Annotated in this window: 19 protein-coding genes and 4 pseudogenes; 11 read left to right on the top strand and 12 right to left on the bottom strand. The window is 64.7% G+C overall.

Going from position 1 to position 22,825, the window contains the following annotated elements; all coding sequences use genetic code 11:
• Nucleotides 1-30 precede the first annotated feature (30 nt).
• The 3 genes from DTA22_RS03830 to DTA22_RS03820 are packed head-to-tail and all read right to left on the bottom strand — an operon-like array spanning nt 31 to nt 4,316.
• Nucleotides 31-1,407 carry an FAD-binding oxidoreductase gene (locus DTA22_RS03830; protein WP_037241342.1) on the bottom strand — a complete coding sequence of 459 codons (1,377 nt, stop codon included), beginning with the start codon at nt 1,405-1,407 and terminating at the stop codon, nt 31-33.
• On the bottom strand, nt 1,404-2,990 hold the full coding sequence (locus DTA22_RS03825) for an N-acyl-D-amino-acid deacylase family protein (protein WP_112298530.1): 1,587 nt from the start codon (nt 2,988-2,990) through the stop codon (nt 1,404-1,406). The genes DTA22_RS03830 and DTA22_RS03825 overlap by 4 nt, the downstream gene beginning before the upstream one ends.
• A gap of 12 nt (nt 2,991-3,002) precedes the next feature.
• Nucleotides 3,003-4,316, bottom strand: coding sequence for a Na+/H+ antiporter NhaC family protein (locus tag DTA22_RS03820; RefSeq protein ID WP_245973479.1), 1,314 nt, complete (start codon nt 4,314-4,316; stop codon nt 3,003-3,005).
• A gap of 299 nt (nt 4,317-4,615) precedes the next feature.
• Between DTA22_RS03820 and DTA22_RS03815 the strand changes: the two genes are divergently transcribed.
• Complete coding sequence (locus tag DTA22_RS03815) at nt 4,616-5,506, top strand: LysR family transcriptional regulator (RefSeq protein WP_037241336.1); 891 nt, start codon at nt 4,616-4,618, stop codon at nt 5,504-5,506.
• 66 nt (nt 5,507-5,572) lie between these two features.
• Here DTA22_RS03815 and DTA22_RS03810 read toward each other — a convergent pair whose 3' ends face one another.
• On the bottom strand, nt 5,573-5,854 hold the full coding sequence (locus tag DTA22_RS03810) for a LysR substrate-binding domain-containing protein (RefSeq protein WP_255221753.1): 282 nt from the start codon (nt 5,852-5,854) through the stop codon (nt 5,573-5,575).
• 153 nt (nt 5,855-6,007) lie between these two features.
• On the opposite strand from DTA22_RS03810, the gene DTA22_RS03805 reads away from it, so the two are divergent.
• Together DTA22_RS03805 and DTA22_RS03800 are read left to right on the top strand one after the other, a co-directional pair.
• On the top strand, nt 6,008-6,514 hold the full coding sequence (locus DTA22_RS03805) for a hypothetical protein (protein ID WP_037241331.1): 507 nt from the start codon (nt 6,008-6,010) through the stop codon (nt 6,512-6,514).
• A gap of 772 nt (nt 6,515-7,286) precedes the next feature.
• Entirely contained in the window at nt 7,287-7,826 is a 540-nt protein-coding gene (locus DTA22_RS03800; protein ID WP_112298529.1) for a hypothetical protein, read from the top strand.
• A gap of 82 nt (nt 7,827-7,908) precedes the next feature.
• Here the strand turns inward: DTA22_RS03800 and DTA22_RS03795 are convergent, their stop codons facing one another.
• From DTA22_RS03795 to DTA22_RS03760, 7 genes and pseudogenes are all read right to left on the bottom strand, one after another.
• Nucleotides 7,909-9,198, bottom strand: coding sequence for an IS110 family RNA-guided transposase (locus tag DTA22_RS03795; RefSeq protein ID WP_037245972.1), 1,290 nt, complete (start codon nt 9,196-9,198; stop codon nt 7,909-7,911).
• Between the two features lie 335 nt (nt 9,199-9,533).
• Nucleotides 9,534-10,562 carry a glutamate ABC transporter substrate-binding protein gene (locus tag DTA22_RS03790; RefSeq protein ID WP_037241007.1) on the bottom strand — a complete coding sequence of 343 codons (1,029 nt, stop codon included), beginning with the start codon at nt 10,560-10,562 and terminating at the stop codon, nt 9,534-9,536.
• Nucleotides 10,562-11,908, bottom strand: a complete 1,347-nt coding sequence (locus tag DTA22_RS03785; protein WP_037241010.1) for a hypothetical protein — start codon at nt 11,906-11,908, stop codon at nt 10,562-10,564. The genes DTA22_RS03790 and DTA22_RS03785 overlap by 1 nt, the downstream gene beginning before the upstream one ends.
• A 324-nt stretch (nt 11,909-12,232) precedes the next feature.
• Nucleotides 12,233-12,523 carry a hypothetical protein gene (locus tag DTA22_RS03780; RefSeq protein WP_052033632.1) on the bottom strand — a complete coding sequence of 97 codons (291 nt, stop codon included), beginning with the start codon at nt 12,521-12,523 and terminating at the stop codon, nt 12,233-12,235.
• 147 nt (nt 12,524-12,670) lie between these two features.
• Nucleotides 12,671-13,384, bottom strand: a complete 714-nt coding sequence (locus DTA22_RS03775; protein WP_112298528.1) for a hypothetical protein — start codon at nt 13,382-13,384, stop codon at nt 12,671-12,673.
• A 320-nt stretch (nt 13,385-13,704) separates the two neighbouring features.
• Nucleotides 13,705-13,839, bottom strand: a pseudogene (locus tag DTA22_RS37245) (YciI family protein); the annotation flags it as partial.
• Nucleotides 13,840-14,520: 681 nt separating this feature from the next.
• On the bottom strand, nt 14,521-15,531 hold the full coding sequence (locus DTA22_RS03760) for an NADP-dependent oxidoreductase (RefSeq protein ID WP_112298526.1): 1,011 nt from the start codon (nt 15,529-15,531) through the stop codon (nt 14,521-14,523).
• 235 nt (nt 15,532-15,766) lie between these two features.
• Between DTA22_RS03760 and DTA22_RS03755 the strand changes: the two genes are divergently transcribed.
• The 8 genes and pseudogenes from DTA22_RS03755 (at nt 15,767) to DTA22_RS03725 (ending at nt 21,995) form a co-directional block, all read left to right on the top strand.
• Nucleotides 15,767-16,735, top strand: coding sequence for a polysaccharide deacetylase family protein (locus DTA22_RS03755; RefSeq protein WP_037241020.1), 969 nt, complete (start codon nt 15,767-15,769; stop codon nt 16,733-16,735).
• Between the two features lie 44 nt (nt 16,736-16,779).
• Nucleotides 16,780-18,300 (top strand): long-chain-fatty-acid--CoA ligase, encoded by a 1,521-nt coding sequence (locus DTA22_RS03750; protein WP_112298525.1) that lies wholly within the window; start codon nt 16,780-16,782, stop codon nt 18,298-18,300.
• An 86-nt stretch (nt 18,301-18,386) separates the two neighbouring features.
• Nucleotides 18,387-19,340, top strand: a complete 954-nt coding sequence (locus DTA22_RS03745) for a helix-turn-helix transcriptional regulator (RefSeq protein ID WP_245973482.1) — start codon at nt 18,387-18,389, stop codon at nt 19,338-19,340.
• A 136-nt stretch (nt 19,341-19,476) separates the two neighbouring features.
• Nucleotides 19,477-20,313: an SDR family oxidoreductase gene (locus tag DTA22_RS03740; protein WP_112298524.1), complete on the top strand. Its 837-nt coding sequence runs from the start codon at nt 19,477-19,479 to the stop codon at nt 20,311-20,313.
• Nucleotides 20,314-20,371: 58 nt separating this feature from the next.
• Nucleotides 20,372-20,548 (top strand): annotated as a pseudogene (locus tag DTA22_RS03735) (thiolase family protein); the annotation flags it as partial.
• A pseudogene (locus tag DTA22_RS36200) lies at nt 20,534-20,706 on the top strand (acetyl-CoA C-acyltransferase); the annotation flags it as partial. The pseudogenes DTA22_RS03735 and DTA22_RS36200, both read left to right, overlap by 15 nt.
• Before the next feature lie 63 nt (nt 20,707-20,769).
• Complete coding sequence (gene fabG / locus DTA22_RS03730; protein ID WP_112298523.1) at nt 20,770-21,543, top strand: 3-oxoacyl-ACP reductase FabG; 774 nt, start codon at nt 20,770-20,772, stop codon at nt 21,541-21,543.
• Nucleotides 21,540-21,995: a MaoC family dehydratase gene (locus DTA22_RS03725; RefSeq protein WP_112298522.1), complete on the top strand. Its 456-nt coding sequence runs from the start codon at nt 21,540-21,542 to the stop codon at nt 21,993-21,995. Before fabG ends, DTA22_RS03725 begins: the two co-directional genes overlap by 4 nt.
• Nucleotides 21,996-22,588: 593 nt before the next feature.
• Here the strand turns inward: DTA22_RS03725 and DTA22_RS37105 are convergent.
• Nucleotides 22,589-22,730, bottom strand: a pseudogene (locus tag DTA22_RS37105) (helix-turn-helix domain-containing protein); the annotation flags it as partial.
• Nucleotides 22,731-22,825 lie beyond the last annotated feature (95 nt).

Genomic DNA, 22,825 nt, shown 5'->3' with positions numbered 1-22,825 from the left:
TCGCAGCGCGGCGGATTGTGTGTTCTGTGTTCAGCGGATGGGCAGGATGTGGGGGTTGAGCAGCCCGGCCGGGTCGATCGCGGCGCGTATCGACTTCATCAGGTTGATGTCCTCGGGCGATCGTCCGAGTGCGAGCCAGGGGGCCTTAGCGCGGCCGACGCCGTGTTCGGCACTGATGCTTCCGCCGTGCTGTGTCACGTGGCGGAGGACGAAATCGGTCACGCGCTCACGCTCAGTTTCCTTGACGTCGAGCAGGTTGACGTGCAGGTTGCCGTCGCCGACATGGCCGAAGCAGATCGCCCGGACGTCCGGGAAGTTCTCCGCCAGAGCGGGGGTCAAGGTGGTGAGGAACTGCTCGACCTCACGGAGGGGAGTCGAGAGGTCGAGCTTGACCGGCGGGGTGGAGGACTCGGCGCTGATGGATTCGGTGTGGCTCTCTCGGTATCGCCACAGCTTGGGTGCGGGCCCTTCCTCGACTGCGGCGTCGAGCACCGATTCGCCGGCCTGCTCGAGGACGTCGAGGAGCAGGGCCTGGGTGTCACGCTGACCCGACACCTCGGCCAGGAGCAGGAACGGCGAGTCGACATCCAGCGGGGCGCGCAGATCGTGGTGGCGACGGACCAGGTCGATACCGGGCCGTGTCATCAACTCGGCGGCTTCGAGGGTCAGTCCCGCCCGCTCGAGGCGGTCGACGAGCTGCAGTGCGTCCGAGACGGTGGTCACGGCCACGAGAGAGACCTGTGTCCGTGGTGCGGGGATGACGAGCCGCATCAGGACGCGGGTGATCACGGCGAGGGTTCCCTCGGCGCCGGCCAGCAGGCCGGGGAGGTCGTAGCCGACGTTGTCCTTGACCAGTTCCTTCCAGCGGGTTACGACGCGCCCGTCGGACAGAACTGCCTCGATCCCGAGGAGTTGCCTTCGGGTGTTTCCGTTCTTGATCATCCGGATTCCGCCGGCGTTGGTGGAGACGATTCCGCCCAGGGTGGCCGAATCACGGGAGGCGAGATCGACACCCAGGTCCAGGCCGTGTTGCCGCGCTGCCTCCTGTGCTTGTGCCACGATCACGCCGGCACCGGCGGCGAGGGTGCGATCGACCACATCCACCCGCTCGATCGTGGTGAGCCGCCGGGTACTCAGGACGATCTCGCCGTCCATCGGAATGGAACCTCCGACGAGGCCGGTGTTCCCGCCCTGGGGGACGACCCGGAGTCCGTGTCGGTGGCAGGCGGTGAGGACGGCGGATACCTCCGCCGTCGAGCCCGGGCGGACCACCGCTTCGGTGTGTCCGCTCCAGTGCCCGGTCCAGTCGGTGACGTACCCGGCCGTGACGTCCGGATCGGTGAGAACGTTGGCCGGGCCGACGATCTCGGCCAGCTCGCTGACGATGGACAGGGTCGTGGAGGTCATGCGGGTTTCCTCTTTTCTACGAGCCGTCCGGCGTGGCGTCCGGTGAATTCACCGTCGAGAATGGCTGGAGTGCCGTTGACGAGGACGGATCGAACACCCTGTGCCAACTGCCACGGATCGGTGAACGTGGAGGTGTCGGTGACGGCGTCGGGATCGAGTACCGCCACATCGGCGATGGCACCGGGACGGAGGACGCCGCGGTCGCCGACTCCGATCCGGGAGGCGGGCAGCGAGGTCATCTTCCGGACCGCCTCCTCGATGGTCAGGACCCCGCCCTCGCGGACGTAGCGGTGCAACACCCGCGCGAAGGTTCCGAAACTGCGGGGATGGGGACGGCCCTCACCCGACGCGGCGAGCATCCAGCCGTCGCTGGCCACCGACACCCAGGGATGGGCGAGAACGGTGCACACATCGTCGTCGCTCATCGCGTGATTGATCATGGGGACCGCGCCCTTGTTCGCGGCCAGCAGGTCGAGGGCTGCCTCCGCCGCATCGGTGCCGCGGTCCTGCCCGATCTTGGAGATCGACCATCCGATGTAGCGGTCGAAGTCGCCGGGGAGAAGGTCGGCGATGACGACGCCGTCCGGGTCGACGTCCCGGCCGAACCGGGCCCGCAGGGCCTCGGCGAGGCGGAGGCGTTGCTTCGGGTCTGCGAGGTGTTCGAGCAGTGCGGGCCGTCCCCCGTCGAGGGCCCATTGCGGCAGCCGCGTGGCCAGATCGGTGCTGGAGGCGGTGTAGGGGTAGACATCGGTGGTGACATTTACACCGCGGTCGCGCGCCGCGTCGATCACGTCGAGCGCGTGGCGAACCGATCCCCAGTTCTCCTGTCCCATCGCTTTCAGGTGGGAGATCTCGAGCCGGGCGCCGGCCTGCTCGGCGACGGTGATCGCTTCTTCCACCGCCGCAACGAGTTCCGACGTCTCGTTGCGCACGTGGGTGGAGTAGAGCAGGTCGGCAGCGGCCGCCGCCCGGACCAGGGTGAAGAGTTCGCTGGTGTCGGCGAACAGTCCCGGCATGTAGATCAGGCCGGTGGAGAAGCCGACGACACCCGGCTGCTGGGCCGAGTCGGTGATGATTGCACACATCTCGTCGAGTTCGGCCGGTGTCGGCGGGCGGTCGTCCTCACCCATCACCGCGACACGCAGGGGGTTGTGGCCGAGTTGGAGGCCCACGTTGACGGCGGGCTTCGCGGACATCACCTCGGCACCGAATCCGGCCGCGTCCGACCAGTTCCAGCTCAAGGGCATCTCGCCTCGGAATCCGATGGAACGCCGTGCCTGCTCCTGGTTTCGGATCGGGAAAGGTGAGTGGCCACAGTTTCCGGTGATGATCGTGGTAACGCCCTGGGCGAGCTGGGTCGGTGCCGCCGGGTCGAGGGGGACGCTGAAGTCGGCGTGGGAGTGCAGGTCGATGAATCCCGGTGTCACGACGCATCCTGTGGCGTCGATGACGGTCCGAGCCGGGTAGGTGCCTGCGCCGATTTCGACGATTCTGTCGGAGACCACGGCGAGGTCGGCTCGGCGTGCCGGCGTCCCGGTGCCGTCGATGACGAGTCCGCCGCTGATGACGATGTCGTAGGACATGTTCGTTGCTTCCTATCGGGTCTCGATGAACATGATGATCGTGTACATGACGCTCGCCGGGATCAGCAGGGCCCATCCGGTGATCAGCATGTTCTTGAGGCTGAACGATCGGGACAGACCCATCGCACCCATCATGTTCGCGTTCGGGAACGGACCGTAGGTATCGGCCTTCGAGGCCCACAGCAGCACGATGATCCAGGAGCTCACACTGACACCGATCGTTGCGGCCATGTCTCCGAAGATCTGGTTCAGCAGGACGACCTCGGCCGCGGCGGCGCCGGGAACACCAACCCAGCCGAACAGGGCGATCGCAATGGCGAACGGGAACGGGCCCAGGTTCTGGAACGAGTCTCCGTAGGAGGCGACAACGATGCTGAACGGATCGATGAGGTCGATCGTCACGAACATCACGGCGAGCAACCAGAACAGCAGGAAGATGTGGATAAGTGCGCCCGCGCCCCGGTAGATGGCCTTGCCGGTTTCCTCCGCTGTCAGTCCGCCGGCGAGGCCGGTGAGGATGGCGATGACGGGTAGGGCGAGCAGGGGAAAGGTGATACCGGCCGAGGTGACGGCCGCGTACACGATGGAGGTGAGCAGTCCCACCAGAAACACTGCGGTGGCGCGACGTTGGTGCGGTGCGTCCTCTTCGTCGAGGCCCAGGTCGTGTTCGTTGTAGAAGTCGTCGTCATGGCAGGTCCTGCGCTGCATCCACGGCACGACGACCAGGCCCATCACCAGCGACAGAACCGCCAGTGGACCGCCGCCGACCAGCAGGTACTGCAGGTAGCCGACCTCCGCGGCGCTCATGATGGCAACGTTGGACCCGGCGAACGGGGCGATCGCCAACCCGGCGCAGCCTCCGATGAAGATCATCGACGCCGTCGCCGACCGGGTGAAGCCCTTCTTCGCGGCCATCGGCAGCAGCAGCGGTGCGGCGACCGCGAGAGCTCCGGCGAGGGTGCCGAGCGCGGCCACGAGGATCAGGCACGAGACCATCGTGCCCAGGATGAACGCGAGCTGACTCTTGTCACCGGCCACTCTCATGACCGACCGCACGATCTGACCGGCCACCCCGGTCACGCGCATGACCTCGGCGAGGCCGGCTCCGAGCATGATGATCAGACCGATCATCGTCACCTGATCGCCGATCGATTCACCGAGAATGTCGGCGGCCCCGGTGGGCGCGGGGAGCAGGATCAGCATCGCCGACGCAACGGACACCACGGTCGCGACCATGACGTCCATGCCGAAAATCGCCAGGGCGCCGTAGATGCCGATCGGGAGCAGGCCCCACAGGGTCGCTCCGTCGACGACTGTGCCGAGCACAAGCGACAGGACAAGACTTCCTATCGCGACGGTGTTCAGTATTCGCTGCTTCGTACACATACCTGTAGATGCTGACGGGTCAGCGGGGGGGAGCTGCTCGTCCCTCTGCTCTGGAGCGCTGAGCGGTTTTGTCACGTCGAACCCTCGGATCGGTCGGTGGGGGCTGATGGCCACCCACGTGTGGTGGGAGAGTGACTGGCGTCACTGGTAGTTACTTGGCGTCAAGCCTTGCCTCTGGCGGGTCGTCCTGTCCAAGTCCTAGAGTCGATCCTCCAATCTCATATCGATATAATCGCTGGATGAACCTGCAACGCGCCCACTATTTTGTTACCGTGGCGAAACAAATGAGCTTTACTCGGGCGGCCGAGGAGCTCCATGTTGCGCAGTCGGCGTTGAGTCGTCAGGTCAAGCTGTTCGAGCACGAACTCGGAGTGGAACTGCTCGATCGCGCCGGGCCGCGGTTCGCCCTCACCGCCGCCGGCGAGGTCGCCGTCGCCGAGACCGAGGTGCTGCTCACGCTCGTGGAGCGATCGGTCGGCAGGATCCGCGCGGCCGCCGCGGGGACAGGCGGCGAACTCCGGATCGCACACACTCGTTCGTGGGCGGGCGGGAACATCGCCCGCGCGGTCGAGCGGTTCCGGGTTCGGTATCCGGGCACCACGATCATCGAGCACCGCGGCTTCACCGCCAGGAACATCGAACTCGCGGCCGCCGGCGACATCGACGTGGCCATCGTCCGGCCACCGATTTACGAATCAGGTTTGGCAGTAAAAATATTGGACCAGGAGGCGTTGCTCGTCGCGGTACCGGCAGATCACCGGTTCACCGCGGACAGCCGGATCGACCCGGCAGAACTCGCGGATGAACCCGTGGTCTTCTGGCCACGGATCAACGGTCCCGGCATGCACGACGCCATCGTGCGGCAACTGTGGCCGCACCGGCCGCCGAACGTGGTCCGCAACGAAGCCGACGACGAGCAGGTTCTGCACGCCGTCGCGGCCGGCGTCGGTATCGCACCGATGCCGGCCGGCCGCGCCACCGCCTTCCGCGTGCCCGGTGTCGAACTGCGGGAGGTCGCGGGGGAACCCCGGTACCTGGAGGTGGCCGCCGCCTACCGTTCCGACAATCCCAACATCGCGCTGCGGCAGTTCCTCGAAGTCGCCGAAGAGTTGGATTTGCCCACCGGCTGAGTGCGCGAGCATCGCCGCCAACATCTCCATCCTGGAGACGACCGCCGATCGGGGAGGGCGAAGCTACTATTGCGGGCCCGGCGCCGCGGCAGACTGCGTCCCGTCAGAGGCGAGACTTACATCCGCGACGTCGAGCCCCGACCCGTCCGGTCGGTGCTCGGCCACCCAGTCGCGGAACGCGTCGGTCGCAAACGAGAGCGACCGATCCCGGCGTTGCACGAGATAGATCACCCGCTCGAGTCCTGGCCAGGCGAGTTTCCGTGCGACGAGCCATTTGCTGTCGAAGTGGCGCAGTGCGAGCGCGGGGACGATGCTCACCCCGAGGCCCGCTTGCACCATCCCGGCCACCGTGGCTGGGATGCGATCAGCTCTTCGCCGTAGGCGCTAGGAGAGCCGCCCTTCATTCCGTGAATTCTCCCTTACCGGAGGAAGATTCCGGCCCCAACTAGTCCGGTGCAGTGGGAAGATCGTCGCGGATTCTCTTGCGCCCAAGGAGGCACCATGAAGTCTGATCTTGGCATCCGCAGTTCCCTTCGCATCCTTGCTCGTTCGCTCCCCATGGCAGCCCTTATTCTCCTGCCCAGCGCCGCAGCTGCCCTACCTGCACAGGCAGAGCCGGCGGCGGTCACCGAAGACACCTTCACTGATACCTCCGACCGTGTCGGACCCGCCTCGTACTGCTCGGATGGGCCGCTGTACAACCTCACCGAGACTTTTAACTTCTCGGTGCGCACTGTCGACACGAGTGCAGGCGTTCAGCGCCTCAACTTCCGGTTCACGGTGCTGGTGACAGGGACTCCCGTCGATCCGGGCTTGCCCACCGTTACCGCAACCGGAGCCAGCGGTGGGGGGCTCACCAGCGGCCCAGCCGAATCCAACTCTAGTCAGCTACTGATCAAATGGTCGTTCTCCGACGGCACTCAGCTGACCGAGCGATCCCTGTTTCACTACACCTTTGCCAACGGCGATTTCACAAACTTCCGAGTGACCTGCAACAGCGTCCCGTAATCAAAGGCCGAGCAGTGGTCGGTGGCGCGCTGAACAGCTTGGTCTAGCCGGTATAGGGTTGGCCAAAACGGACCCTGGTGACCGCAAAACGCCGTTGAGCCCGTTTCGCCTCCTAAACCAGACTGGTTAGCTTGCTGCCCTCGCGATTTCAGCGGCCTGTGTTGCCGCTTCGCTGGTAACGGCGCTCCCACGGTCAGCGATAGTTGATGCAGGTCGGGAGGACCAGGAGTACGTCATTACAGGCATGGGCACCGGGACAGAACCCGCTGACGGTCTCGCGCCCGTCGCGCACCCTAGGTGACGACGTGTACATCCACCGTCCCGATCCGAAACTTGCGGAAGGGGTGTGCGATGGACTGGAACTACTTCATCCATCCGGATATCTACCAGTGGATCTACTGGCTGGGCAGCATGGGTCTGTTGTGGTGGGCATGACCGAGATGCATTCCCTCCTGCCGTGCCGCGCCTGACGTTTCCCAGCTCGAACGCTCAGTAGGCTACGAGATCGTGCACCTCTGCTACGTAGACGACTCAGGTGACTCCAATGCTGGAGTCACCTATACAGCGCTGCTGATTCCGGATCGGGAATGGTCGCCGCTGCTCAGCCGCTGGCTGCTCGCCCGAAAGAGCATCCAGGAGCGGTTTCAGATCGCGAAGAAGACAGAGCTGCACGCAGTGAATCTCATGGCCGGCCGCGGGTACTCTCTCGGCTCCGGGAGAAGAGCCCGTTCGCAGGGTTCCGAAGCATCAGCGCAACACCATTTACCGCGACATGACCCTCGCAATCCCGGGCGCGGGAATCCGCGTGATGACTGTCGCGAAGAAAGGGGCGAACCCAACCGGTACCTATGAGCATCTTCTGGCCGAGCTCCAGCAATGGGCTGAGGAGGAGGACACCTACATCTTCCTGATGTACGACGGCAAGGAGTTGGGTCGGAGCAACAGCGTTGAGGATGAAGACATCATCCTGCGGAATCATGCGGCGCTGAGGGATCTCCACCGTGAGTTGTTGTCGGCGTGTCTGGGCCCTTCCTCTGTAAGCCCGTCAGTTCAAGAGCGACATAATCGAACAACCAAACCGGCCGCCGTCGAGGCATTCACCGCCGAGATCGACAGCGGTGACATCGGCGTCGACGTCGGACGGTTCGCGATAGCCTCAGCCGGTGCTGAACCGACGAACGCCATGAGAATCTGGGCCTATCTGACCGACATCGTGCGGTCACCGAATACGGTCAGCAGGCCGCGTTCACGAGTCCTCACGGCATCCCGCCGCTGCCGGCAGAGCAATGATGTCCTGGCCGGGCTCGACTGACCCGAAAATAGGATGGTGAGTGGGCAGGCCGAAGGCACCGGGCGGAGCCGGGTTATGGTGTTCTGCCGCAAGAAGTTTGGGGTCAGGCGACGGTGTCGGTGATGACGGCTTTGCCGTCGCGGATGGCGATGTGCTGGCCGGTGAGTGTCTGGAGTTGGGTGGCGAGGTCGCGGGCGCGGCGGTGTTTGTTGATCCGGGATTCGTAGTATCCGGGCCCGAGGTCGCAGAATTTGGCGTCTGGGTCGGAGAGCAGGTGGTAGATGACGGTGAGTATCGAGTTGCCGGTGGCGACGATCGCCTTCTGCTTGCCGCGGCGGCGCGCGAGGCGCCGATAGCGGGTGCCGAGGAAGGTGTCGGCGCGGGAGTTGGCGAACGCGATGCGCCCAAGGGTTCCGGCCAGCCAGGGGTTGCCCTTGCCGCGGCCCTTGCTCGTGGACTTGCCGGCCGACTGGTGGGTCTGCGGGCAGAACTTCGCCCACGACACCAGATGTGCGGCGGACGGGAATCGGGTCATGTCGACCCCGGTCTCGGCGATCAACTCGGCGGCGGCAACGGTGTTCACGCCGACGATGTCAGCGAGGCGGGTTGCCTGTCGGGAGAAAGGGCTGATCGCGTCCTCGATCAGCGCGTCGAGTGCGGCGATCTGGTCGCCGATCCGGTCACTGTTGTCGAGCATCATCGTCAGAATCGTCGCGTGGTGGTCGGTGAAGAATCCGCGCAGCGCCTCTTCGAGCTGGTCGGTCTTCTTCCGCGCACCGCTCTTGGCCAGTCGGGCCAGTGTCCGCGGATCGCGCTCTCCGGCGATGAGGGCGTGCATCATCGACCGTCCGGATGCGCCGTGCAGGTCCGAGAGCACCGACGAGATCTTGATCTGGGCATCCTCGAGCAGCTTCTCGACCCGTTGCTGCTCGCGGGTGCGGTCCTGCACCAGGGCACGGCGGTAGCGGGTGAGGTCACGTAGCCGGCGGATCTCGGGCGGCTGCACCAGCGATGGCCGGCACATGCCACGTTCGGCCACCTTCGCCAGCCATACCGCGTCGGCCCGGTCGGTCTTCGCCCTGCCCGGCACGTTCTTCACCTCGCGGGCGTTGACCAGCCAGCAATCGAAGCCCTCGGCTTCGAGAAGGTAGTACACGCCCTTCCAGTAGGTGCTGGTGGATTCCATCACCACCCGCTGCACGTGCCAGTGCCGCAACCAGGCCACCATCGCCAGCAGCTGTGCGGTGGTCGTGCCGTAACCGCGCAGCTCCTGCATTCGCCTACCGAGCCGCTGCGGGTGCGGCACCCGCACACACGCCTCAAGAACGGCTTTGCCGAGATCCAGCGCCGCGACCCGCTCCACGAGCAATTCGACATCGTCGACCTCATCCATGACGAAACTCCTTCCCACCGAACCGATTGCATGAACACGGTCGCCCGCGGGAGCCGAACAGGGAAAGGTAAGAGTCGGACCCTCGTGCTCGTGGCAACAATGCGCAGCCCCACGATCGGCTCCCCGGATCAAACTGTTATTCGGGCTCACCGGCGCCAAGAAAAGATCGACCTCGGCGAGCGACCGCACCCGATTTTCCCGCATGCGCGGGCGTCCCCGGAAGGGACCACACAACTGTTATGCGGACCGTTCCCGTTTTCAGTGGCGCGGGAGGCTCGGGCGCGGACTGCAATTCTGTGTCAGCGACGGACACTTGGTTCAACTGGCGTGTCTTCTCAGTCGCGGTAGATGGCCGGGGGTGGGCCCGCGACCGGTCCGAGCCCGGTGGCCAGCCACCGATTGTAGATGCGCATCCAGGTGCCGTCGGCGCGGATACGGTCGAGGGTGCCGTTGACGAACTGCACCAGGTCGCCCCGGTCCTTGTTGACTCCTATTCCGGCGTGTTCGGTTTCGAGTGGTGGCCCGACGATCTGCAGTTCCGGGTCCTGGGCGGTGAATCCGGCCAGTAGTGTGTCGGAGGTGCTGGCGGCGTCGGCTTGCGCTTTTTGCAGGGTGACGAGACAGTCGTCCCAGTCGGGGACGGCGATGATCGTAGCCTGCGGCGCGACCCGTTGGACGGTGGCAAGCGAGGTGGTGGCGATGAAGCTGCAGACCCGTTTTCCGGCGAGGTCCGCCGGTCCGGTGATGTCGGATCCTTTCGGGACCAGCAGGCGCTGGTAGCTGCGCAGGTATTCGGTGGAGAACCCGATCCGTTGTGCGCGTTCGCAGGTGATGGAGGTGGAGTGGACGACGACGTCGACGTCGTTGTTCTCGAGTGCGGTGAACCTGCCGGCGGAGGTGAGCAGCCGGAATTCGATCTTCGCCGGATCGCCGAAGATGTCGTGGGCGATCTCGCGGGCGATGTCGACGTCGAAACCCTGCAGGGTGCCGGTGTCCGGGTCTCGGAAGCTGAGCAGATTGGTGTTCTGATCGATACCGACGATCAACCGTCCGCGGGCGGCGATCTCGGCGAGCGAGCCGCCGAGCGGCATCTGCCCGGGTGTCGGTTGTGGGCCGGGACGCAAACTGGCCAGGGCACCGCACGATTCGGGTGGGGGTGGTTCCGCAGACGCGGTGCCCAGGGGTTCGATGATCTGTGCACCGCCGGACATCGGTCGGGTGTAGGTGCCGACGGTGATCGGACTGAGCGGGTCGGGTGCCGCGCATGCGGTCAGGACGGTGGCGGCGATGGCCGAGACACCGATGGTGATGCGGTGCCGGGTGGCCGAGCGCGTGGGTGGGGTGGAAAGCGTCATCCGGGTCATCAGTGGTACTCGTTCAGTCTCGGCCAGATACCCCCGCCGACGGCGAATCCGCCGAGAACACCGAAAACAATGCTACCGGCGGTCAGCATCGACATCGACCGATACGCATCCGTCACCGCGTCGACCTCGTCGTCTCGAAGCCGGTCGATCGCGCCGCGCAGGGATTGGTCGAGCGCGGCGAACCATGCCATCGACGCCGCAGGGTCGGATCCGACGGCGATTGCCGCGGCGGCGGGGTAGTCACCGCGTTCGAGGGCAGCGTCGATGTCCTGATGGGCGGCACGCCACCCGTCGAGGGTGGTCACGGCGTTGCCGATCTGGTCCGTGGCAGCATGGCCGTGCGAGTCGGCCAGCTGCCGGCCGAGTTCTTTTGTGAGCGCCTCCGTGCGCCGGGCGTAGTCGACGGCGAACCGGGTGTCCGATCCGCGTTGCACTATCGCGAGGGTTTCGTCGGCGCGGGCCTGCTGCGCCAGGATGCGAGCGCGGGCGACACCATCGAGAGGTTCGGTCCCGTCGAGTCTCGCGCGGTCGCTCGCCGTCGACGAGACCACGCTCGCCGCGGCCAGCCAGACCAGTAGACCGGTCATCAGCACGGTGGCGGCGGCCAGGCCGGGGTTGAATCGGCGTTTGTTCTTCCGCCGCAGGTACAGCTGGGCGAGGGTGAGGGCGAGGAGGACGACCGCGATCACGGTGAGGGCTGTTGCGGGGAGTTGGGCAATGTGGGTCTGGGTGTCGGTGACCGCCTGGGATTGGTGGACGTAGAGCCGTTCGGCCATCGGGAGGATGGTGTCCTGCATGAGGGTGGAGGCGTCGGACAGGTACGCCACCGCGACCGGGTTGCCGCCCCGGTCGTTGGCCTGCGCGGTCGCGACGAGGTTGGAGTATTCGGTGAGATTGCGCACGATGTCCGACAGCAGCGACAGGGATTCGGTGTCCTGTGACGAGACGCCGTTGGCCGCGGTGACCAGCGCAGTCGACGCCTCGCCGATCGCCTGGGTGTACTGCTGCCGGACGGCGGTCGTGTCGGAGCCACTGGAGAGGAAGGACGTGGTGGCGTCGGCGTCGGCGATCGACAACGCGCTGTAGAGGTTCTGTGCGGCGTTCGCCAGCGGTTCGGTGTGGATGCGGAGGGTCTCGACGCGCTGTTGTCGGGCTGCGACCGCAGCCGAGGTGATCACGCCCGCGGCGAGCACCGCGGCAACGAGCGCGATCCCCAGCACGGACAACCGTCCCGGTGTGGACGCGAGAAACTCCATCCACGGGCGGCGGCCAGCCTCGGGCTCAACGAGCAGACCCTCATCGAGGAGGGGGGATTCGGTGACGACGCGGTCACCCCGGTGAAACATCCGGGCCTCCTACACCGTCTTCGCCGATGCCGATGAGCAGCACCGATCCGTGCCGGTAGCTGAGTTCAGTGTGCACTGGCGGTGTCGCATCTGGCATCTCGTCTGCGTACGCAAGGCACGTGTGGTGGCCTCGGTGTAGTGCACGTGCCGCGGGTTTTGCGGAGGGGTATCGAGTTTTCCATTCGTGTGCCCATCCTGTGCCGCCGACTCGTCGGACCAACGTGCTCGGCGGGACCGCCGAGCACTTCATCACAGTCGCCGATCCGCGTGACGACTGGTGCACCCGTCAGGATCTGCTCGACTGGGGTTACAGCGATGCCGGGATCACCCGTTCTTCGGACCGGAAACCGAAGGACCGCAAGCAATCACCGGGTGGACCTGGAGGTCTTGGCCGACCGCTGAGAGGTGCGGGCCGTGGAGTGCGGCGGTGGTGAGGGTTCGGGTGACGGTGAGGGCGGTCAGGGTGCGGCCGGCCACGGCGGACGCAGGAACGATCCTCGCGATCGAAGGGTCCAAGGGCAGGTCCCGGCAGATGGTTTCGGCGATCGCCCCGTCCGGGCTGTCGGCGATGTAGAGGTAGGCGTAGCTGCGGCCCGAGGGAGTCGAACCGGCCACCGGCGAGCTCGTCCTGTTGCGCGGTCGGGTTGGGGGAGTGCGGGGCGCGGTGGCTGCTGTGCACCCACCACACCACTGTTCCGGCGGTGAGCACGGTCTTATGCGCCGGCCGGAGTAACCCTGCGGCCGGTGGTTCGATGTTCGGCATCAGTCGGGCAGCACCGCGGCGGCGAGCCGCTCGAGTTTCTTGCTGGCTGCGGGGTCGGGGTCGGCGGCGAGGTCGGCCGGGGTCTGCCCCTCGGGTAGGCGGGTGGAGGGGGTCAGCCACCACGACGCCACCCCCCAGGGGTCGGCGGCCGCGCCGAGGGCCGTGTTGACGGCGGCGACGGTGTCGCGGACCGAGGCGGTGGCCTCGTCGAACTGGAACGCCGGGTACCGGTAGCTGTTGCCGACGGGCAGGGCGACGACCTTGCCAGTGGTGCGGAGCCTCGAGGCGAAGGTGCGATCTGATGCGGGCCGGTGCAGGACGGCGGCGACCTGGCTGGCGGTGAGCATCGGGTGGTCGAGGATGTGCCGGCGGGCGGCCTGCTCGATTTCGGCCTGGGCGATGGCGTCGTCGACGAGGTCGGCGCCGATCCGGACGGCCTGGGTGCGGTCGGTCAGGGTCGGTGCCATCGCTAGCAGCGCGGTGACCTGATTGCGGACCAGGTGCATCTCGGGGCGGGCGGCGAGTTCGGAGGCGACGACGTCGATCAGTTCGAGGGTCGACAGGTCCAACAAACGGTGCCGTTCGTCCGGCGATGGCGTGCCCTGCGGGCGGTCGCCGGCGCGGGTGTAGCGGCCGGTCACGGCGTCGCGGCGCAGCCGGTAGCCGGCGAGCTTATGGTGTCGCCGGGGAGAGATCGATCGGTGTGTTGACATGAGCACTCCTTGCTACGTTTGCACCACTGTCCTACACCGTTGCTTCCGTTGCATCGATCGCGATTGTCAGAAGACCGTACCGGGTGGCGTGTACGTCACCGGGGGTGTCATTCCGGGTGTCGACGATGCGTTCCGGGATGATGGCCCCCGGATTCACCCGGACGCCCGGTGGTCGCTTCCTAGCCCGTCCCGGGCGTGCTCGGACCGGAGTCATGGCTGGATCAGATAGCGATCGTTGTGGCTGTTGAGTTCGTCGAGGACCTGGTCGACCGCGGTGGTAGGGATGCGGAAGTCTTCGCCTTCCGACGATCGGAGGCGGGCTCCAGCCGGGCGGCGAAGTCGTTCATGTACTGCACGTGGGCCGAGATCTCCTCCGGCGTCCACTGGTCCATCGGTACGTCGTTGACCGATGCCGGCGCGCCACGGTAATGCTTGAGCAGCAGGTACTTGGCCATCATGTTCTCCTTTGGTGCGGTGCGGCCCATTGTGGGCCGTTTCACTGCGGGGACGAAGCCGCGCGTTCACTGCGGGGACGAAGCCGCGCGCGGGTTCTCGGACATCCCTCGGCGACATTTCCTAGCTCAGTTGTCGGATGCGGGGGAGTACATCGACGAGTTGCTCGAAGAGGGTGGGCCAACCCCGGCGGAGCCAGGTCAGCCGGCCGCAGTCGAGGTGGCCACCGTCGATGAGGTGGGAGAGGCGGTGCTGCTATTCGGGGACACCGAGCTGGGAGGGCCTGGCATAGACGGGATTCACCGGGAGCCGGTGGCGGGCGATGTGGGCCCAGACGTCGGTGATCCAGTTTCAGATCGGCCCGTACGCGATGGTGCCGTCGGCGCGGGTGATGATGCCGTCGGGGCGGCCGTCGCGGGTGTAGAGGTGCCGGCGGGCGGCGGATTCGTCTCCGTGCATACCCCCATAGTTTGCCGGGCCCAGGAGATTGTGAGCGCGTCGGGCGGGCTCGGTGAGCACCCTGTGCAAATCGAGGGGCGTGCCGACGGGGCGGAGTGGTCCCAGTGGCCGGAGTTGGCGAGGACCTGCAGTAGGGGTCGGATACCCGTTGCATGCGTCGGAGGCTGCATCCCGGCCGCGCGGTGACGGGATATGACCTCCGACTGAGGCGGCTTCGGAGCTGGCTACTCAGTTAGGTCGATGATGATCTTGCCTGGTTGACCGTTGGAGAACGAGTCCACGAAGGCGGCCGGCAGCTGCTCGAATCCGGGCAATACCGATTGCACGGCCTCCAACTGTCCGGAACTGAGGAGTTCGCCGAGCGTGGCTTCAACTTCTGCTGCGCGGTCCATGTAGTCGAGCACGACGAATCCTTGTGTGAGGATTCGCTTGGTGAGAAGCTGTCCGAAATTGTCTGGGCCGGAGGGCCGTTCGGTCAGGTTGTAGCCGTCGATCAGGCCACATAACGCGATGTGGGCGTGGTTGTTCAGCCGGGCGATGGATGCGTCGAACATTGGGCCCCCGGAGTTTTCGAAGAGGCGGTCGATGCCGTTCGGTGTTGCCGCCTCGAGCTGGTTCTTCCAATCAGGGGCCTTGCGGTCGACGATGGCGTCGGCGCCCAGTCGGGCCACCATCGCGCACTTCTCGGCGCCGCCCGCGACGCCGACAACCTGTGCGCCCGTCTGCTTCGCGAGCTGGACGGCCACGCTTCCGACTGCGCCAGAGGCGCCGGAGACCAAGACGGTGTGACCTGGTGCCGGCCGCAGGATGTCGCACACTCCGGCCCACGCGGTCAGGCCCGTCATCCCGAGGACGCCAAGGTAGTGCTCCAAGGGAACTTCCTCGCGTGATGCGATCCGGTCCCAGTCAGTGCCGGGCGAGCTGACGACCTGGTGCCGTTGCCAGCCGACGAAGCCACGAACGATGTCGCCTACGGTGAAGTTGCTGTTGCGTGAGGCGGTCACGCGGGCCAGACCGAAAGCGCGAACTGGCTCTCCGAGTGCAACTGGCGGAAGATAACTCGGTCGGTCGTCGAGCCAGCCCCTGATGGCCGGATCGATCGAGATGAAGAGGGTCTCGAGTGCGACGTCGCCAGCCTTGAGTCCAGGCAGAGCGACGTCCTCCACGCGGAAGTCCTCCACGCTCACGTGCCCGCGGGGGCGCTGCGCCAGGACGATTTGTTGTGATGATTTCACGGTGTGCTACTCCTTCGTCACCAACGACGGTAGAAGTCATGACACGGCGAAACTTGGCCCTATGCGCACGGGATTCGAAGAGCGCGCACAGCGCGCATCTCCATGCCGAATACGGTGCGCCTGATGAAAGCAGGTGCGCGCAAACAGCCAAGACGTGATGTCCATCACTTCATAGGGTCGGTGACAAATGGGCTTCGTGCCGAGGGGCCCTCCTGGAAGATTCGGAGTCAACGCAATGAATGACACGCGCGCCGACCGACCTCTCAAGATCGCGGTGACGATCGATGACTTCGTCCTGTGGGACGGCGTTCCCATGCCGGACGACACGACTCCCACGGACATCACGCGGTCTGTGGCGAGAACGCTGAACGACTACGGACTTAAGGGGACTTACGGCTTCTCTCACACGTACCGGATCGAGAACGAGCCTGAGCAAATGGAGGCCTTCGAGGCGTGGGCTGAAGCGGGTCATCACCTGGGTAACCACACTCACCAGCATGCTCCGCTGCGCTGGATGCCCGACGCGGCATTCCGATGCGATTTTGAGACGGCCGAGAAGTACATCGGTCATCTGATCGACGCCGCACCGTCGAAGTACTTCCGGTACCCCATGGACATGTCATCAGGATCCGAACGGCGTCGAGGGGAAGTCGAGAATTACCTCGCAGATCGCGGCTACCGCACTGCCCCGATCACCAGTTGGTTCAGTGATTTCGCGTTCATAATGCCGTACTTCCGCGCGGTGACCCTTGGCGACAAGGACGTGCAGAAGCAGGTACGCGACCTGCACGTGTCGACCGCGGTTGACATGCTCTACCAGCACGCGGACACCGCGCACACCCTGTTCGGTGCCGACGCGCCCCTCATCTGGCTCGTCCACGGCACCACGATCTCTCGCGACACCCTCGCTCCGATCCTCGAGGCATTCCTCGAGCGCGGCGTGGAGTTTGTAACCCTCGATGAGGCGATGAAGCATCCGGTGAACTTCGGGAAGCCGCCGTGTAATGAGAGCTTCACCAACCAGCTACAGAGATTCGCGCTTGCTGCGGGCTTGCCGAAACCTGAACTCGACGTCGAGCGGCTTGCCGAGATCCTGAACCTCGCGCCCATTCCCGGCCTCGACACGATGGCGACTTACGAAGAGCGCATGTTCAAGCCGTTGGCGAAACGGGTGGGAGCTGAGTACGACTGGGATTGGTCCTGAGACGGAAATCCACATTCAAAACGTCATCATCTGAAAGCAGGATCATGCTCAACCTGGCCACCATGCTTGCCGACACTGCTCGACGCACTCCCGGCAGAACCGCTGTGATCGAAGGCGACCGAACCCTCACCTTCGGTGAGATCGATGCGGCTGCGAACAGTGTCGCCCATTTTCTTCTCTCACGGGGGTTGCGCCCAGGCGACCGCGTCGCCCTGACGATCGCGAATGTTGTCGAGTTCCCGATCGTCTACTTCGGCATCCTCAAGGCCGGTGGAGCCGTCGTGCCGCTCAACACGATGCTCAAGCGGGAGGAGGTTGCCTACCACCTCCGCGACTCGGGCGCGGCGGCCTACTTCTGTAGCGTGCCGGGGCTCGACGACGAGGCGTGGCGCGGATTCCAGGACGTTGAATCCTGCGAGCATCTGGTCACCGTTGGTTCCGCATTGCTCGATGAGCCAGGCGTGGGAACAACCTTGGCTGACGCATTGGCCGAACACCCCGCGGAAGACGTCCTGCAGGTGACCGAGGCAACGGACACGGCGGTGGTCCTGTACACGAGCGGGACGACCGGCAAGCCGAAGGGGGCGGAGCTCACCCACGCCAACATGGTCCTCAACGCCATCGGGCATAACCAACTGCTCGACGCCCGAGCCGACGACGTACACCTGGTCACTCTTCCGCTCTTCCACTCGTTCGCGCAGACCGTACAGCTGAACGCCGGCTTCGCAATGGGTGCCACCCTGGTCCTGCTGCCACGATTCGACGCAGCTGAGGCCCTGGCGTTGATGACGCAGCACCAGGTGACGGTCTTCGCCGGTGTCCCGACGATGTACTGGGCTCTGCTCAACAAGGCCGCTGACGGAATAGACGTTGACCTCGCCGGTCTCCTGCGAATCGCGCTGTCCGGCGCAGCTGCCATGCCCGTCGACGTGCTGGAGCGGTTCAGGGATGTATTCGGTGTCGGGATCCGGGAAGGCTACGGACTCTCCGAAACCAGTCCGACCGTCACGTTCAACCCGCTCGACCAACCGAACCGGTCGGGATCGATCGGCAAACCGATCTGGGGAGTAGAGGTAAAGCTCATCGGCGATCACTGGAACGAGGTCCCCGCCGGTGAGCCAGGAGAGCTCGCCGTACGTGGATGCAACGTGATGAAGGGATACCTGGGGCGGCCCGAGGCGACAAAGGAAGTGATCCGCGACGGCTGGTTCCGCACGGGCGATATCGCAACCCGAGACGAGGACGGCTACTACTTCATCGTCGATCGCGCCAAGGACTTGATCGTGCGGGGAGGCTTCAACGTCTATCCGCGCGAGCTCGAAGAGGTGATCATCGCCCATCCAGAGGTCAGCCTCGTGGCCGTCGTCGGAATCCCCGACGCGCGAATCGGTGAGGAAGTGAAAGCCTTCGTCATCCGCGAGCCTGGATCGGAGTTGAAGGAGGAAGACCTGATCGGCTGGTCGCGGGAACGGTTGGCAGCTTACAAGTACCCGCGACTGGTGGAATTCAGGGACACCTTGCCGATGAACGCGACAGGAAAGCTCCTCAAGCGGGCTCTGCGATGATCACGCCGTTGGCGTGGGCGCCGGCGCGCGCTACCGTCGACTGTGGCACGAGTCGCAGTTTCGGCATACCGGTGTGAGAAGGTGCTGTGACCTTGTATTCCGTCGATACGTTGCGCAGCAACGAGCACGACCAGCGCGAGCGCGGTGATTGGTGGCGCGATCAGGTCTCGTCGATCCACTGTCCGATGGCCTTCTCCCTTGCGGACAGCTACCAGGGAACCCTTGAGCATCAACATTCGGACACGTACCAGCTAATTCGCTGGTGGGGAGAAGCAGAAGTACTCACCCGCACGGCAGCCGACATCCGTCGACATCCTCATGGCGCCTACGAACTGCTCCTACCGGTTCGAGGCGAAGTGATCCTCGAGCAGGACCGTCGTGAAGCCACCATCACACCGGCGGTCATGGCTCTCACATCGCTGGACACCGCGACCGATCTGCGCCATGGTGATGACTTCTCCTCTGTTGCATTCGTGATTCCACATGACCGGATTGAGGCACGGGTGCCGACATTGCCGCACGCAGGCACCGTCCTCGATGCGACGTCTGGACTGGGACGCATCGTTGTCGACGTGGTCAGTAGTCTGCGCAGGGAGCGGCACGAGCTCACCGGCAGTCAGTTCGACGCGATCGCCGACCGAATCGTGGACCTCGTGGCGCTCGCCTACAACGCAGACACAGCCGCCCCCTCCGTCGATGTTCAGGAAGCGTTGGTCACCGCCATCCGGCGCTTTGTTCGAGAGAACGCGCACGACCCGAACCTCACAGGAGCCGTGGTCGCGACGCGGCTCGGCTGGTCGCTCCGGCACGTTCAGGCCCAATTGCAGCGGAGTGGGACAACACCGTCGGACCTCATCCGAGAGGAGCGTCTGGCGTTGGCCCGGTTGCGTCTTCAGGACCGTGGCTGGAGCCACCAGAGCGTGACTCAGGTGGCATACTCCTCAGGATTCGGCGACCTCAGCACCTTCAGTAATGCGTACCGGCGGGCCTTCGGCGAGCGCCCGTCCGACACACGTTCTGCGGCATCCGAAAACGACTGAATCAGCAGACTCGCGTGGCGGCTCAGGCTCGACGACCGGGCCCGCCCGCAGGTCTGCTCATGTCCGCTGCGCGCAATGCAAGCGAAGTGCGCTGCCCCCCAAGAGATAACGCCAACCCGGTCCTAGCGTCGATAGCATGAATAGTGCAACCACCTCCGAAGAGCGACCGGCACCCGAGATCCTCTTCTCTGTCGCCGGGAGGACCGCCGTCGTAACCGGTGGCTCACGAGGAATCGGCGCCATGATCGCCCGCGGCCTGGTACTGGGCGGTGCCCACGTTGTCATCACCAGCCGAAAGGAAGAACAGTGCCGCGCGACGGCCGAAGCCATCAATGCCGAGGCAGACGCTGCCGGAACGGCAGGACGCTGCACCCCCGTCGCCAGCGACCTGTCGTCCGCTGAAGGGGTGACCGGTCTGGTCGACTGGCTCGGCGAGCACCTGACAAGCATCGACATCCTGGTGAACAATGCCGGGGCCACCTGGGGTGCCCCACTTGAAGAGTTCCCCCTCATCGGTTGGACGAAGGTGCTCAACACCAACCTTGTCGCTCCGTTCTACCTCATCACGGGAACGCTTCCGCTTCTGCGCAATGCGGCCCGTCCCGACCAACCCGCCCGTGTCATCAACATCGGCAGCGTCGATGCCTTGACTACACCGAGCTGGGAAAACTACTCCTACAGTGCGAGCAAAGCCGGGCTGCACATGGTCACCCGCCATCTAGCCAAGCAACTGGCGTCCGACGGCATCACCGTCAACGCCATCGCCCCCGGCCCGATCTCGACGGACATGCTCGGACACGTCGCGGCGGATCCACAGGTCGAGGCAGAGCTCCTCGAGCGCGTCCCGCTGGGCCGCTACGGACAAACCGACGACCTGATCGGCACGGTCCGGTACCTCGCCTCCCGTGCCGGCTCCTATCTGACCGGCACCATCATTCCGCTCGACGGCGGGATCTCCGGCTGCGCCGGCTGAAAGTGAACCACCACTTGCACCTTCTTCCACACAGCAATCACCGATTGGAGGAACAACCTTGCCTGAAGCTGTCATCGTCGCCACTGCACGTTCGCCGACCGGAAGAGCCATCAAGGGCTCCTTCAAGGACATTCGGCCCGATAACCTCACCGTCCAGATGGTCACGACCGCGTTGGCGAAAGTACCTGCACTCGATCCAAGCGACATCGACGACCTCATGCTCGGTGGCGGCGAACAGCGACTGAACGTCAACGGTGGGGCATCGTCATCGTCCACCCGTTCGGCATGACCGGTGCGCGGATCACCAGCACCCTCATCAACTCACTACAGACGCACGACAAGCACTTCGGCCTCGAAACCATGTGCGTAGGCGAAGGACAGGGCATGCCCTGATCCTCGAACGCTCTCCTGACCCGAAGTTACATCGATCCAATCCTCGAGAGGAACCTCGATCTCGTGAACGCATCACCTCATCCCGAACACCGCCGTACCGCAATTGTCACCGGCGCTGCACGGGGAATCGGCGCCGCCGTCGCGCAGCGGCTCGCAGCAGACGGCCACGCTGTCGCCGTCCTCGACCTCGATGAGGTCGCCGCCCAGTACGTGGTTGACACGATCACCCAGGGCGGAGGCACTGCACTTGCTGTCGGCGCAGATGTCTCCAACGGAACTGGTGTCGAGAAGGCAGTGGATAAGATCACAACGGAGCTCGGAGTGCCGGTCGTTCTGGTCAACAACGCGGGCGTCACCCGCGACAATCTTCTGTTCAAAATGTCTGCCACCGAATGGGATACAGTCATGAACGTCCACTTGCGTGGCTCGTTCCTGATGACGAGAGAGGTCCAGGGACACATGACTCAGGCTGGTTTTGGACGAATCATCAACCTCTCGAGCGTGTCGGCGCTCGGAAACCGTGGTCAAGCGAACTACGCCGCAGCCAAAGCCGGGCTGCAAGGTTTCACCAAAACTCTAGCCCTCGAACTCGGCAAATTCGGCGTTACCGCCAACGCCGTTGCTCCCGGTTTCATCGAGACCGAGATGACAGCCGCGACGGCGGAGCGAATGGGAATGAAATTCGACGATCTCAAGAAGAGGGCGGCCGCCGACATCCCCGTCGCCCGAGTTGGGGTCCCCGACGACATCGCACACACGATCTCATTCCTTGCCAGTGAGGGAGCCGGATTCGTCTCCGGACAGGTTCTCTACGTCGCCGGAGGGCCCAAAGCGTGAAGACACTCAACGGAATCGACGAACTACACGCGGTGGCGAACACCCGGATCGGCTACTCGTCATGGCACACCCTCACCCAGGAGAAAATCGACTCGTTCGCTGACGCGACGGGTGACCACCAGTGGATTCACGTCGATCCCTCACGGGCTGCTGACGGACCGTTCGGCGCCACCATTGCCCACGGACATCTGCTGACTTCGATGATCCCGATGCTCGTATGGGAGGTCTACGCCGTCAACGGCGTCCGAATGGGAATCAACTACGGGTCGAACAAGGTTCGATTCCCAGCACCCGCCCCCGTCGGCTCGCGGATTCGGGCTGCAGTTGACATAGCAAACGTTGAAACCGTTCCCTCGGGCGTCCAGGTTGTCACGGCCGTCACGATTGGACGCGAGAATGCCGACAAGCCGGTTTGTATTGCGGAGATCGTCAGCATCTACGTTCCGAATTAACGTCGCAAACTTGCGAAATCCCCACCGGATAGATTGCACGATGACAGTCGAAGGGGCTGCACCCGCAATGGTTGACATCTGACCTGTGAAATCAGTCTTCATGCGGAAGGGTGCTGCAATGTCGAAGCCGTTCCCCGAATCGTTTCCGCCACGACGGGTCGCCGCAAGCGCGCAGCCCCGCTGAACGAGATCGCGAAAGACTTCGGCACCTCCGAGCCGATCCTGCACAACTGGTCAAAATGGGCCTCGGTGACGAGGAAATGGGGAGTGAGGCTCCGGTGAAGACGTCGCGAGGGAGACTCGTGAGTGGGCGATCAGAGAGGGTCACGAGGTGTCGTCCCGCGGCGGATTTCGGCCGAGCTCGCGCGAGCCTTTCATGACGCTGAGGTAGCGATGCCGGTCGTGTGAGCTGCGACATGCCCTGTTCCAAAGCGTGGCCATCCTGCCGGGGAGGCAATGCAACTTGAGCTTGTCCTGCACCAGCGTCCGCAGCGCACTGTCGCGAGCGAAGATGCTGCGCCGACGACGACGCGTCTGCTCTCGAGCTCGCGAGTGCGCCAGACCGGCGTCGTAATTCCCGTCGTCGCCGGCGCGCATGTTTCGGCGCAATTCCCGTGAGATCGTCGACGGCGCCCGATTCAGGCGGCGAGCGATCTCACGAACACTGCACTGCTGAGCGTGCAGGACAGCGATGCGCTCGCGCTCGAGCAATGACAGGTAGCGTCCGGATCGAGAATCCTCGGGCAGCACATCTCCACCCGATTCTTTTACCAAGAGGGTGTTGCGACGAATACTCGAACCCAAGGCCGGAAAGGGGTCAACTTTCGGGT

Source organism: Rhodococcus wratislaviensis, assembly GCF_900455735.1.
In the GTDB taxonomy this organism is placed as follows: Bacteria; Actinomycetota; Actinomycetes; order Mycobacteriales; family Mycobacteriaceae; genus Rhodococcus_F; species Rhodococcus_F wratislaviensis.
Note: the sequence above shows the minus strand (reverse complement) of the source record. Positions and strands in the feature narration are given on the sequence as shown.